Source organism: Vibrio kagoshimensis (assembly GCF_050337535.1).
Taxonomy (GTDB): Bacteria; Pseudomonadota; Gammaproteobacteria; order Enterobacterales; family Vibrionaceae; genus Vibrio; species Vibrio gallaecicus.
On the sequence record NZ_JAKJSZ010000035.1, the window covers coordinates 1 to 13,605 of the forward strand.

Sequence of the window (13,605 nt, forward strand, 5' to 3'; positions counted from 1 at the left end):
CCTCTCATACCATTAATAGGAACCTGACTTAAGGTAGAGAGTGCAATTCCTAGTTTGCTACCGGCTTCCGGATGTTCCTTTGCTAAATCTTTAAACTGATTATCCAACTCTTCCTCCTGACGCATAACGCCCTGTTAAGGTGAAATAAAAAAAACAATAATACATTTTATATCAATAACTTAAAACCAAAGGTAAACTTTAAAATAGAATACATGTAGCAAATATGTAGCTTTATAATTCTACATTCTTACAACCAAAAAAAACTCTTTCTAAAAAATTTCTGGACAAATGTAAGTTAGAACTTTGAATCCAACTCGCTAAATTTAGAATAGAAAAAGTATCTTGAAATCTTTAGGAAGCAACAAGCAAGACCAGATCCTATTTCTTCCTGAGGGTATGCCAGTAAAGTCTAGTGAGAGTGGTTAAAGAGCTATTATATAAAGATGGGATAATATTAAAAACGAAAAGTGTGTCACGAAATGTAGGTGATTGATTGCATTAATAGTTGTAGAGTATCATTGGCACATAATTCAGTTGGTGATGGTATAGAATGCTTTTAGATAAATTAATTTCACTTGATGAGTCAGAATCCATAGAGTTCAAGTCGTATTGGTACTGGAACGGATTAGACAAAGACACACAGAAAGCTTGGGGGGAACTTCTTAAAGACTTTGTTTCTCTAATTAATACAAAGAGTAGAGAGAAAACTAAGTACTTAATTGTCGGATTTGATGAAATAACAAAGAAAAAAAATAGATACAATTATGATAGGCAAGGAAATAAAATAGAAAACATATCTGATATAGTTGTATTCAAAAACAATCTTGTTAACCGACTTAAAAGAAACTTTCGAGCTAAATGTAGTGATAGCTATGTCGATTTAAAAACCATTCCAATTGAGAGCTATTTTACGGTCAAAAAGGAAAACTCAGATGACGTAGAATTATTAATAATATCATTTAAGGAAATACCATTTTTACTAGAGTTAGTTAAACAACTCCCAGCGCAAACTGCATATAAGCAAGGTAATGTTTTTATACGAAAGTTGAAAGAAGATAATACGCCGGAGAATGCAATTGCCAACGCAAATGATATTTCATTGTTAGTTAGCGAGTGTAAAAAATATAAAGAACTGATAATAAGAGAAAAAGAATATACTGTAAGTAAACTGGTTGATTGCTTTAGAGAAGTTCAATCTCCTAAATCAGTTATACATAAGCATCATTCTAAAGAAAACAAGTATGAACACTATACCCTCTCTGGTGGAATAATACAGAACCCAATACATTTAATTTATTTCAACAAATACACATCTCAAACAAAATCTGTTCAGCATATATCTGAAAAGAGCCTAATCAATATCCAAGACCAAGTATTTTTGATAACGGATAATGCGAATAGAACTGGAGGGGAGTTTAACGATAATAAACTTTCAAGAGACTTTAAGAACATCGGGGTAAGTGTGGGAATTTACACAATTGAGAAATTTTCATTGGACAAGATATATAACGATGCTTTTGAGGTTGATATATTACATGATGGTGAGTTTTCGATTGATGACTTTATAACACCCCAGACAATAAATAGCGATAAAAATGCAGACCTTTTGATTTCAGAATGGATGGAATTAGACAACTCACCTCTAATGATTTTAAAAGGTCTGGGAGGGATTGGTAAAACAACAGTTGTAAAACATTATCTTGATGGCTTGTACAAACAAAGCAAAGGCGATGTTAATATAATATTTGTAAGCTCTCACGATCTAATAAACGTTCTTAGTAAAAATGATGAAGTTAGTGATTTATATGATTTTTATAAAGCATTCCTAGATGTTGAAAATGTAAGTTACATATTGGACAAAACGGTTTTTGAACTTACTATAGATCATGGTAATTTAATATTCGTTATAGATGGTATTGATGAGGTACTAGCTAAACTAGGCGGTAAGTTTGACGTAAATGGACTAATTAGTTCTATTTTTAATAATTATACTGATACCCTGGCCAAGGCTAAAGTCATATTTACTTGTCGAGAAGAGTTTTGGTCTATTGGTGAGTACGAGGATCAAATATACTCACTAACTTTATCACCATTCACTAGAGAATTAGCTGAAAAATATTTTGAAAAAAAATTTGAAGGAAATAAAAACAAAATTAGTAAGGCATTAAGCTTATCTGAGCAATTTGCTTTAAATAGAGAAACAAATGAATATGTTCCTTATATTCTAGACATGGTGAAGGAAAACCTTCTAATAGACGAACAGAATCTCTCTTTTCCTAAGACAGAACTATTGATTCCAGAACTAGCCAATGACTTTTTAATTGGTAAAGTGTGCGATAGGGAAATAATAAAATTAGGGCATAAGTCAATAGATGAACAAGTGAATCTGTTCATAAAAATAGCTCTAACTTATGATGGAAAAGTACCATGCCATATTCTAATGAAGAATGAATCTGTTAATGGGAACGATATGGAAATATATAAGGCGCACCCTTTATTAATATATGATTCTGTTTCTGACTATATTCTCTTTAGATATGATTTTTTCGCGGACTACTTCAAGATGTTGTACGTGTTTTTAGTTCTATCAAAAAAAACTGACTTTAGTCAACTATCTGAACTAGACAAAATAACAATCAGTCAGGTATTGTCTATTGGTGTATCTGCTATTGATTTAATTAAAAAGCGAATTGGTGATATCGATGCTTTCAGAAATGATTTGATCGATAATCTTTATCTGTTTGTAGGCTTAGCTTTACAAGATAGTACTGATAGGAAACTATCTTCATCCATGTTTTTCTTTATCCTATGCACACTCGTAAATCAAACTAAGGATGAGAGAACTAAATTATTGGAGCAAATATATTCCGGGGCTAGTCAAGGGGTTATAGAGAACCTAAATCTTATCAATTTCTATTCAACTAGGACCTTAAAAAGTACATTCAATTTCTCGGACATGGTGTTAAAAAACTGTTGGATAGAAAATCATGAAGCATTTGGAGAGTGTGATTTCTCTCGTGACACTAAGTTTTATAAATCTACTTTTATAAAGCCTTTATTTAGTAATGGTTGTATTAACTTTTGTCGAGAAAACTTCGAAAACGATTGCAATATAACTGATCTTGAAGATAAGTTTTCAGAGATTGAAGAACTAAGTTTAGCCAAAGAATATAACTATGAAAAGAGCATTAAGAAATGTTTGAATTATTTTTGGAGTAACGGTCGATTTAAAGTAAAAACTGTCGATTTCATTAATAAAAGAATGCATAAAGATCCTGATATCCTTTTGAAACTACTTCAAGTTGGCGTTATTGAAGAAACCAAGGTGACTACAAATGCGAAACGATTGGAGAAATCTTACTTAATATCCAAGAAATATAAGAATGATCTATCTAAAATTATGGACCAAAATAGTTCCAATTCTTCTCTAGACTTCATTGTAAAAATGGTTGTAGATATTAAATAAGTCTCGGATTTGTCTGGCTAAATGCATACAGCAAGGATTGGTACTTCAAGTAAAGTGTTGAACTGATTCTAGCCTGTCAGAAACTCAAAGGCTCTCGCAATGGGGCACTTTCGAGCTAGAAAGTGCCACGTGTAAAAATTCGGCCTATAAAGATTTTGGACAAAAGTGAGCTAGACGTTACAGGCTAGCCCTCCCGTATAAGATTAGTAAATGTATGTGAAAAGTATCACAGCATAATTAATGACCTGCCCCCGCAGCTCCGTGCTGTCTGTTGACTCCGTCTTCAGCCTTATGGTAAATACCAGTCTACGAGTTCCCTCACATTATCTGGGGATCTAATAACATCAGGTTTAAACAGGATATTCTGTTCAGAGATAGATTCTACGTACATCGATATTTCTTTAATTTCTTCTGGAGGAAATCCATACCGTAGCAACAATGTATGAACAGTATCGTTAGTGCCGTACTTTAATAGCTCTACCATCTTTAACGCCTTGGTATCTTTAGTATGATTATGGTAAATACTAAAGGCTCCGATAAGCACGTCTGATAAAGAAAATGAAATTACTGTATCCAAATAATCATAGGTATCAAATACAACAGCATCGTAACTCACGTCTTTAGATTTTGTATTTTTAAACAGCGGATATTCATTAAATAATCCACTATCTGGTAGTTTATTCGCAGGCTGAGTGAAGTTGGCATCCAAATTCTGGTTCTTGCCTCTATTAGAAATATAGCTATACCTTATTCCTACAATTTCCTTAAAGCTTCGTCCCTGAATTAAATGGAAAAATATTTCAATTGCGGTATCAAAGACGTTCTTTTCACCAGAATACAAAGGTCTTCCTAGCGATACTTCATAAATAGCCCTTAGACAGTTTTTTGTAACTAACCTATTTTCTCTATTATCCCTGCCAAACAGGTTCGCGCCGAATTCGTCGTCATACATTAAAAACAAAACGGACTCCATCAGAGCTAGGGCTTCTTTCGTTGAGAGCCTATCAACTTTAGTTAAAGGAAGGTTCACCTCCTCATCAAACGTACCTTCGATTATTGACGAAATAAGCTCCCTTTCATCATCTAAGCCTTCTATATCTTGTTCTAAAAGAGACTCTTCAGATAAAGTAAATGGTGTATTTAAACGAGATGAAAGTAATATAGGATTCTTTGTATATACATACCCAAAATCAAACACTGCATCCTTAGAAAGTCGACCACTACGTCCTATCAAGTTTTTGAATGCTAGTGCTTTGTCTTCTTCATCACCACCTTGCATCCTCATATTGTCCAACCAAACAACATCGAATGGCATGTTGATACCTTGGGCTAACGTACTAGTAGCAAAGCAAATCTTTGCATGACCCTGTCTGATAAATTCTTCGATCAGAAACCGTACTTCAAGAGGGACAGATCCATGATGAATGACTACCCCTTTTCTTAGTAAACTAACAAGATTAGAACGGTGGTGTTGCTCATTTGCTCCAATCAACAATTCAACTTCTTGGATTATTGCAGTTGCAGATTCATCTTCTATTAGGTCAAATCTGTCGACATACTTCTGAAAGTCATCGATGAAGTCCCCCCGATATAACGATGCTTTAGACACAAAAATCAGCACTGTATGGCTACCGTTGAATGCAATTTTCTCAAACTTTTCATTTAGTTGAATACTGCTTTTTACATGATGACCTTGCTCTTTGTATGGTGAAAAATAGTAGTCTTTTTTGTTACTATGACCAAATACAAATGCTTTACCAACAGTATTATGAGGGTATGACCGAGAGTATGACTGACTCTCGTCCAACGCGTGCTTCTTCATTTGGGCACCAGGGTTATCTACAAAAGGATGTGCAAATACTAATTTTGCTTCTGGGTAGGCAGCCTGAACTCGCCTAACTAAAACATCAAAAATAACCCCTCTTTCTGCTTCTTCTGATACTTGAGCCTCATCAAAAAAGAATAACGAGATATTCAATTTGTCTCTATGTGAAAAAATTTCTCTAGCGCGCTCAGGAGTAAGAACAAAAATTCGCCTCAACTCCCTGCTTGTAAATACACAATCAACGAAGGAAGAGATCATAACCTGCTTATTGTTCTTGAAACGCTCCCTCAAAGTAGCCATATACTCAGCGATAAGTGCTCTAGATGGAACAACTATTACGCTATCTTCTTCTTGCTCAAAAATATAATCTCTCAGAGAAAAAGACTTACCTGCACTGGTTGGTGCAGATATTGATGTGTATCGATTTTCTTCTACAGCTAATCGCACACTTGCTTGAACTGGGGTAAGCCATTCGCCAAATCTTTTTTTATTCTCTCTTCCAATTCCTGACAATAAGAAAGAATATAAATCCGATGGATTCTCATCTTTATAAAACAACCCAAGAACTGACAGCACTTTAGATTCAAAGCTTTTGAAAACTTCAGAATGAAAAAGTTTGTAATATGTTAACGCCTGTATTACTTCATTATCAATGGGACCGTCTTTATGAAGTGTTTCTATTAATTCACTAATACTAACTTGCGGACGAGTATCTGCCTTAATGCTTCTAATATCTAACATACAACAACTCCAATAACGTAAGCACATTGAACTTTTTCAAACAGTCCAGACCTCTGAATGCTTTCTATCGCATTATCCATTATCGAAGCGTGATCTTTTGAATTTATAGAAAATGCAGCTATGGCACCAAACTTGTCATCGTCTAAGTTATCAATAGATTTTTGGGACGCTAAATTGACTAAATGTACCCGATCCCTAAAGTGCTTTTCTTCATTAATGAAACCTTCGGCTTGTGGTATTGCTTTACCATGAGGATTTACACTCCCAGAAAATTTTGCCTCACCAAAATTTATAAGCTGTTCTGTACACTCGGTGTGGAAATCAAAACCTTCATTTTGTTTGATCTGAGGTTTCCATATCTCTGCTATAGGTAGTGCTATGTGATCAAAGATAACTGATAATGAACGAGCTGAACTGATCGAAACCATAACTTCGCCAAACTCGGCACCTAGTTGATGATCTTCAGAAAACGTCTTAAATATCTCCACCAAAGCGTTAGCGGTATCTCTGGCTGTGTATGCATAGGTCCGTTGGGTTCCTTTATCTAGGTCAAGCATCCACGAAGAGTCAAGTACTGCCGACGTTAATTTTTCAGAGATTTTGTCTAAATCATCAACAGCTACAATACAAGCCTTGACGTTACTGCTGTCGTGGTAGCGAGAATGGGTACATCCCCATTCATTATCAATTTTGTCCAAATGCATCACCTAACCAGTCTGTATGAGAGGTTGCTTCAGAATTGAAACAACAACCGTCCAAGGGTACTTATTATGTGTATAGTAGCATTTGTTCTTTTTTATCAACAATTATATTATTGATTAGAATCACAATTTATATCCTTACATACGTTCATCAATATCACTTCTATGAGGTTCAGCGATTGGGAAACACCATCAGAAGTAATTATTAAATAGCTCTGAAAGCAAAAAAAATGACAAAGAGTCAGGATTTGCCTTTGCCTTCCATTAGCTGACGTATTCAAAAATTAGAATTCTACTATTCGCTCGGATGCCGATTGCAACTCATTTAGGGGCATTTTCGTGCTAGCAATGGAAATTATTACTTTAAAAGTACAATTATTCGTAGAGCTCTAAGTTGGTGAATGTTACAAAAGCTCCTCCACTTACTCCACCTAATAATGTTCACCAACAATATTTCGAACAATTTCTTGGACAATCCTTTTTGCGGATTTCACTTCATACTTTTGATACCTCGAATAACATTCCGTACAAATATCTTCAAACTCATCCGTTCGACAGGTGAAACACTTGAGGCAGATTTGCTTATCTCGCAATGTATTCAAATCCCTCAATGTTTTGATCTCAGCTCTACGTCCAAACGCTCGACCACTACGGGAACATTCAGGGCATTTAGGTAAAGAATGCTCATCTAGCCAAGCTCGTTTACAATTGTGGCAATAATGCCCACCTTGCCCATAATACTGTTCGATAATGTCGTTACCGTCTTCATCCTTCCTAAACAACCAGCAATTCAACTCTTCAATAAATTGGTCTAGTTGCGATTTTGCTTTCGTTTCCTCTAATTTTTTTCTAGGGTGATTAACCCACAGCCTCTCCCCGCTATTTAGAACATAATCCAAAACAACATCGATAAATGTCACCCCCTCTTCAAGTTTGAGTTCTCGATAGAGCTCTAACAACTCAGTAAGGTCTATTTCAAGGATTGCATCATCAGAATCATTCGCCGCAAAATCAAGGGGCAACCGCCCATCATAAGAAAAGTGCAATCCTATAGGATGTTTACCACAATAACCGACGATATCGAGCTCCCCACCTATGCAGCTCTTTTCAATTTCGATATTACATAGAGTTAAGGTTTTAGCTTTGGCGTAATAGCGAGTACTCGTATGGTTTTCACCAACAATATCTCGCTGTGAAATATGTGATAATCCATCTGGTAATTGAATATCAATGGTTTCCATTTGCTCTAATCGCTGCTTAATCAGCAAGCGGGCAGCCACAAAGAATGAATACTCACAGTCTTTCCGTCTCTCCCCTTCTTTTTGAGATTTCGGATCATGCGAGAAATGGTGAATTTTCTTTTCTGGATCGCCCTTGTTGGCTCTCAGCGGTTGCTTACAGCTAGGACAAATACAATCACACGCTCGACCTTTAACCACTTCACTGACATCGAAAAGCTTGTTATCTCTCATACCAAATGGAATTAGCATTCACACCACCATGCAACTGATTACTTATTTATTTTTTCATTTCATATCAAAGATAACAGTGACGATGATCGGAATACCTTCAGTTAATGAGTAACTTGCGATGAGTTTCCTCAATTTTCAGTCTTTGAATGGTTTTTGATTTATAGAAGTACAGAAAATTACCCCACTTACCCCACCTAATTTTGATTCAAGTGGAGTAAGTGGGGTAGAAAAAGCAACTTACAGAAATGAAGTGTGGGGAATGACGGTAGGAAAACAGTATTGATTTGAACCATTGAGCATTTTCTTATCTAGCTTTTCTTCTTTGTGTAACTGGTTTAATGCTTTACCAACCACGTTGCCTTTTGACGCATCGACCTTGAGCAAGTCACAGATTTGTTTAGTCGTTAGCCACTCCCTAGCCTTGCCATGACAAGTTTCTAGTTGGTCGTTAAGCATGTTGTACCAAGTCCCTTTATCCACGTACTTAGCCGATTCTTTTGATACCAAGGCTTGAGCGTCAGAGGAAAGCATCCAAGGGTGTTTTTGGACTAAAAATAGGTGTTTCACTTCTAACCAGAATTGACGCAGTTTCTCCGGCTCTGCCAGCGTCAGCTCACCCGTTACTTGATAATCCCACCCTAGCAACTCATTAAGCTTATCCATATTGGTTTCAGCCACCAGTTCAATGACCGCGTAACGTGAGTTCCCCGTTTCATCCTTTAGGAAATCTGTGCCGTTTACCGTCGCTATCAGGTTGGTTTGTCGTGACTTTTTGATATCACTTCTTGCGTAAGGAGGACGCACCGTATCTTGAGCGCGAGTAACGAACGCTTTGAGTGCGCCTTGGCAGTTTTTGGTAGAACGCTCCAACTCCCCTAGCTCGACTATCCATGAACGGATAACCGATAAAATGCTGTCTTTGTTATCAGGGTTTAGCTCTGCCCCTTCTAAGAAGGCACTTGGCATCACGTTAGCAATACGCTCAACGAAAGCCGTTTTCTTAAAGGACTGCTCGCCTTGCAGCACTGGAACAAGTTTTGATTTGAAATTAGGCACTATCAAACATGCTACACAGCCCACTAACCAGTGTAGCAATACCATTCTCGCCAACTGTGGATTCTTAGCCCCTAAGCAGCCTAGCACCGCATCCACTCTTGGCTGTCCGTCCCACTCACCTGATAACCAATCCTTGATAGGATGATAGCTATTTTCTAAAGCAACGGCGTTAAAATGGTCATCAATGGCAGGCTTAGGCAATGAATGGATAGACGCCACTGAAATCAGCTCACTTCTCACCGTATCGGGAGAACCCATGCACTCCTTACCTTTGAAAATATCAGGCTCTAGGGTCATCTTGTTAAGCTTGGCTTCGTAGCCTGAGCTTTTGAGTAAAGCCTTTAGGTTATCAGCCGTATTCAGCACAATGGTTTTACCGGACTCGGTGTACTTCACATGAGGGAACTCTGGCTCTTTAAGCATGGAAGCACTCCTCTTGTGATAAGTGGTCTCGCTTAGTGTGATTGTCTAGCCAGCGGTCTAAATCTTCTTTGAGGTAACGAACCGCGCGACCAATCTTAATGAAAGGTGGTGCGTCAGTTCTGTTTTTGCGTTGCCCTTCCATACGAGCTTGGCGTAGAAATGAACGGCTCATGCCGATGTAAGTCGAAGTTTCTTGCTCAGTGTAAGCGCGCTTTGTTTGTTGAGTGTCTAGCATGGTCTTGGTTGCCTATGTTTGTTTATTGAGGTTCAACGTTAACCAGTCAGATTGTCAGCTGACGTTTGCCCTGACACCGCTAATTTAACTTTTTTGATTTCTTTACTTGATAGAACAGGTTTTTACGAAAGTGAGCGTAAGTGACGGTTAACTCGGCATCTCCTGTTTTAGCAAAGTAACAAAGTTCATTGTCTTTCATTTCTGACACCTGGCTGTGTACGTCATAGATACGAGCTGTTTCACCTTGTGCCTCATGTTCATTCTTTATTCGCTCCCAAGCTTGTTTCGGCGTAGCTTTAGGGTGAGCCAGCAAAACATTATGAATAATGAGTCTGATAGGATGCGTTTCAACATCTGGCTGCAAACCTTGTTCGACTTGGTTCGGCGTTGAATGGGTAGCTGGCTTAGTGTGGTTAGATAACCGGTTATCGTTACGGCTTAACTCTTGCCATGTTTGGTTAAAACTCTGGCTTAAATTGTTTGTGCAAAGCCTGATATCACTGGCTTGTAAGCCTATAGGTATGGTCGATAATTGCTTGGTGCTTTCGTTGATGGTTTCAGTGAATGCCGTTAGTAGTCCAAGGAAGCTTGATGCCTGTCCCTGACTGGTTTTGTTCTTAGCAAGCTGCATCATGCTTTCTTGCTCTGGGTACACGGCTGCAAGCTTGGGAACAATGAAAGCTATATGTTCGGAGCTTAACCGCTGCTCGTGGATTCCATTAAACTGACCTTTAACCGCATTCGGGAAAGCATGGTTAATAAGCCTTGCTTTAGCATAAGCCAGTGTCGGAAAGGCTTTAAACCGTGTTAACTGGCATTCACCCGCTAAGACCTGTAGAGATTGCTTTTGGGTTAACTCGATGAAGCCCCGAACATGCAAGCTATAGAGCAATACGTTATGGCTATCGACTGCCGCTGCATCTGGACAATCAATTTTAGCGTGAAGCCTAAACGCCCCTCGCTCAACCGCATCAAACACCTGTTCCTTGGTGAGTAACGTTAACTTTTCCAGTTCGTTTAGATGTATGTAATCCCTGTTATCGTCCATCAATCTGCATCTCTAAGCCATTTAATGGTTAGCTTACTGATTTGATGATGGTGACATAGTAAAACGCACTCACTATCCGATGAGGTTCACAGCCGCCGCTTTATGCTCTGGGGCTAAATGAGCATATCTAAGGGTCATCTTCAAATCAGAATGCCCTAACAGCTCACGAACCGTATTTAAATCCACGCCGTTAGTCACAAGTTTACTCGCAAAGTGGTGGCGCAAATCATGAAACCGAAAGTTTGAGATATCAGCCGCTTTCAGTAGGCATTGCCATGGGTATTGAATCAGAGGTGCAGATTCTCGGTGATTAGGTGTAAATACGTAAATTTGATTGGGGTTTTGTGCTCGCCACTTAGAAAGAAGGTTAAACACGGTGTCATTGAGTGGGATGCGCCTAGCTTTCTTAGACTTGGCATTTTCAGCTTTTACAGTCAGATAACGATTCTCAAACGACACATCTTCCCAAGACAAACTCAGCAACTCACTTTTACGCCCGCCAGTGTTCATTGCGGTGATAACTAGCGGCTTAACAAAGTCTGAATATAGCTTTTCGCTACCGGACGCTCTTAGCCTGTCGTTACGTTCATCAAGCGCTGTCAGTAAAGCGCTTTCTTCTTCGCTAGAAAGATAACGTACACGGGTATTGTCCTCAGTAACCAGTTTCACTTTATCCAGTGAGTGAGAGTCTAACAGCTCCCACTCAACCGCCCTTGTGAGTGCCGCTTTGAACGACATAAAGGTTCGGCTCATTGTGGCGGGTGCTCGACCTTGTTTGCGCTTGTGGGTGTACCATTCTTGAATGTCACGAGCGGTAATATCAGTAAGACGTTTTTCACCTAGGTGAGCAAACGTATTCTTAATCGAGTTGAATGATTGGTTAGCCGTTCGAGGATTTAAAGCAATCAAATAGTCTTGGTAATGCTCATCAAGGAAACGGGTTAACGTCAGTCCCTCACGGGCTTCTAATTTTTTAGCTTCGTGACGGCTTTCTTGTACGTCTTCCCCACTGGCGACCTGTCCAGATTTCTCTTTGGCTAAGTCTCTAGCTTGAGCGGGCGTTAATGAATTGGCAGCACCTAAGAAGTAGTTTCGCTGCTTGCCATTAATTCGATAGTACAGGTAATACTTCACTGTCCCTTTTGGGGAGATACGCGCATGAAAGCCGCTGACTTCGGTATCGTTCAGACGCTTATCTTCAATGGTGAGATTCTTGATAGAGCTGTTGGTGATCTTCTGCTTTAATGCCATAACACAATCCTTAGTGTAGCAAATATGTAGCAGAAAAATTGTAACTTGAGAGATTTCACTGAACAACAGTGAACCAATTATTCATATCTATCCAACTGTATTTATTCGATTAAATTATCATTTCAGTTCATAGCCGTTCATTGCGTTACATTATAAAATCGCACTGTTAAGGTGTGAGCAACGCAATACAAAAGCCTGCGCACACCACCTCAATCACTAAAACTAACGCATAGCAAAAATGCCACGCGTTGCGAATCACTCTTGAACAGTTTGTTATGAGTATTTACCAGCCAGAAAAAATACTATTAATGTCCGATGATTGATATTTAACGGCTTGCATTAGGTTATGCATATTTCTAGTGTTGGGAACATCAAACATTGGGTTCCCTAACTCATCAACTAAGCCTAATCTTGCTTGTGTTTCCCAATAATATTCATCTTCATCTGTATGATACTTATAATTTTCTTCATAAAGTCTAAACTGTTTATTGTTAAAATAAACAAAATAGACAAAATCAACTCTACTAATTGTACTTTGCAAATGATTTGGCGCAGTATGTCGCTCCCACTTAATTTCATTGTACTGAGTTAGTTCAGTCAACTTATCTACAAGTAAAACCCAATCTCTGATAGTCTTCATATTAACTCCCTACAACCAATTCAGATTTAACATTATCTAATTCTTCTACAATTATATTTATCAACGAATAAATTTCCCTAACATCTTTTTCTGGAGGGAGCGTAGATGTGGTTTTATCCCAGTAGGAATTTAAAAATCGGTCTATCTTTTCAACTGCATTAGAAATGTCTTCCTCTAAATCACCTTTAGCGCCTTTATTAAGTGCTCGAAGCTTTACTTTGACCTTGGCTAAAGTTTGAGCGATATCATCAGAGCTAGACTTATATGTAGCTAATAGACTAGATAGTTCTGCGGATTTCTCTTGTAAAAAATCGCCTTGAGCGTCAACTCTTGCCCTAAACATAAAGCTTTTCTTTAAACGTTTAACAAGAACTAGTGTTAGTACAGAGATAAAAAAACCAATAATTGACGCCCAACTACCATAATCCGATAAATTCGGAGTTGTCATAGCAGTCCATAAGCTTTTCAATAAATCCATTATTTCAATACCTTATCTTTTTTGCGGATTATACCCTCTAACTTTGCTCTTTTGAACAGGAGTTAACTGAGACTCATAACGCCCAATTAAGTAGCTGACAACGCTACCCAATACACTCAAAATTACCACCTAACTCACTAAAACTAAACCGAGTTGAAAATGCCAAGCGTTGACAGTCTGCTTAAATTGCTTGTTATGTGAGATTTCAACGCGTACGAACTTTTGAATATTCAAACAGTTTGAAATCATCTGACGGATCTGGCTGCAAC

The 13,605-nt window shown here is 38.0% G+C and carries 10 protein-coding genes; 1 reads left to right on the forward strand and 9 read right to left on the reverse strand.

The window, feature by feature from the left end; translation table 11 throughout:
- Positions 1-550: 550 nt before the first annotated feature.
- Positions 551-3,466 (forward strand): NACHT domain-containing protein, encoded by a 2,916-nt coding sequence (locus tag L4C37_RS21545; RefSeq protein WP_429769945.1) that lies wholly within the window; start codon positions 551-553, stop codon positions 3,464-3,466.
- A 289-nt stretch (positions 3,467-3,755) separates the two neighbouring features.
- Here the strand turns inward: L4C37_RS21545 and L4C37_RS21550 are convergent, their stop codons facing one another.
- The 9 genes from L4C37_RS21550 to L4C37_RS21590 all read right to left on the reverse strand — a co-directional run bounded on the left by L4C37_RS21550 (position 3,756) and on the right by L4C37_RS21590 (position 13,336).
- Complete coding sequence (locus L4C37_RS21550; protein WP_429769946.1) at positions 3,756-6,032, reverse strand: DEAD/DEAH box helicase; 2,277 nt, start codon at positions 6,030-6,032, stop codon at positions 3,756-3,758.
- Complete coding sequence (locus L4C37_RS21555) at positions 6,026-6,730, reverse strand: hypothetical protein (RefSeq protein ID WP_429769948.1); 705 nt, start codon at positions 6,728-6,730, stop codon at positions 6,026-6,028. Before L4C37_RS21555 ends, L4C37_RS21550 begins: the two co-directional genes overlap by 7 nt.
- Before the next feature lie 434 nt (positions 6,731-7,164).
- The gene (locus L4C37_RS21560) at positions 7,165-8,223 is read right to left on the reverse strand and encodes a competence protein CoiA family protein (protein WP_429769950.1); all 1,059 of its coding nucleotides are present in this window, start codon (positions 8,221-8,223) and stop codon (positions 7,165-7,167) included.
- A gap of 219 nt (positions 8,224-8,442) precedes the next feature.
- Entirely contained in the window at positions 8,443-9,684 is a 1,242-nt protein-coding gene (locus tag L4C37_RS21565; RefSeq protein ID WP_429769952.1) for a VapE domain-containing protein, read from the reverse strand.
- Complete coding sequence (locus L4C37_RS21570; RefSeq protein ID WP_373937425.1) at positions 9,677-9,919, reverse strand: helix-turn-helix transcriptional regulator; 243 nt, start codon at positions 9,917-9,919, stop codon at positions 9,677-9,679. Before L4C37_RS21570 ends, L4C37_RS21565 begins: the two co-directional genes overlap by 8 nt.
- A 79-nt stretch (positions 9,920-9,998) precedes the next feature.
- Positions 9,999-10,967, reverse strand: a complete 969-nt coding sequence (locus L4C37_RS21575) for a hypothetical protein (protein WP_429769954.1) — start codon at positions 10,965-10,967, stop codon at positions 9,999-10,001.
- Positions 10,968-11,039: 72 nt separating this feature from the next.
- Positions 11,040-12,218, reverse strand: a complete 1,179-nt coding sequence (locus L4C37_RS21580; RefSeq protein WP_429769956.1) for a site-specific integrase — start codon at positions 12,216-12,218, stop codon at positions 11,040-11,042.
- Between the two features lie 283 nt (positions 12,219-12,501).
- On the reverse strand, positions 12,502-12,858 hold the full coding sequence (locus tag L4C37_RS21585; protein ID WP_429769958.1) for a hypothetical protein: 357 nt from the start codon (positions 12,856-12,858) through the stop codon (positions 12,502-12,504).
- 1 nt (position 12,859) lies between these two features.
- The gene (locus L4C37_RS21590; protein WP_429769960.1) at positions 12,860-13,336 is read right to left on the reverse strand and encodes a hypothetical protein; all 477 of its coding nucleotides are present in this window, start codon (positions 13,334-13,336) and stop codon (positions 12,860-12,862) included.
- Positions 13,337-13,605 lie beyond the last annotated feature (269 nt).

What these genes read in the sequence shown, in the direction of transcription:
- L4C37_RS21545 (WP_429769945.1), top strand. Translation starts at nt 551, where the DNA reads ATGCTTTTAGATAAATTAATTTCACTTGATGAGTCAGAATCCATAGAG.
- L4C37_RS21550 (WP_429769946.1), bottom strand. Translation starts at nt 6,032, where the DNA reads ATGTTAGATATTAGAAGCATTAAGGCAGATACTCGTCCGCAAGTTAGT.
- L4C37_RS21560 (WP_429769950.1), bottom strand. Translation starts at nt 8,223, where the DNA reads ATGCTAATTCCATTTGGTATGAGAGATAACAAGCTTTTCGATGTCAGT.
- L4C37_RS21565 (WP_429769952.1), bottom strand. Translation starts at nt 9,684, where the DNA reads ATGCTTAAAGAGCCAGAGTTCCCTCATGTGAAGTACACCGAGTCCGGT.
- L4C37_RS21570 (WP_373937425.1), bottom strand. Translation starts at nt 9,919, where the DNA reads ATGCTAGACACTCAACAAACAAAGCGCGCTTACACTGAGCAAGAAACT.
- L4C37_RS21575 (WP_429769954.1), bottom strand. Translation starts at nt 10,967, where the DNA reads ATGGACGATAACAGGGATTACATACATCTAAACGAACTGGAAAAGTTA.
- L4C37_RS21580 (WP_429769956.1), bottom strand. Translation starts at nt 12,218, where the DNA reads ATGGCATTAAAGCAGAAGATCACCAACAGCTCTATCAAGAATCTCACC.
- L4C37_RS21585 (WP_429769958.1), bottom strand. Translation starts at nt 12,858, where the DNA reads ATGAAGACTATCAGAGATTGGGTTTTACTTGTAGATAAGTTGACTGAA.
- L4C37_RS21590 (WP_429769960.1), bottom strand. Translation starts at nt 13,336, where the DNA reads ATGGATTTATTGAAAAGCTTATGGACTGCTATGACAACTCCGAATTTA.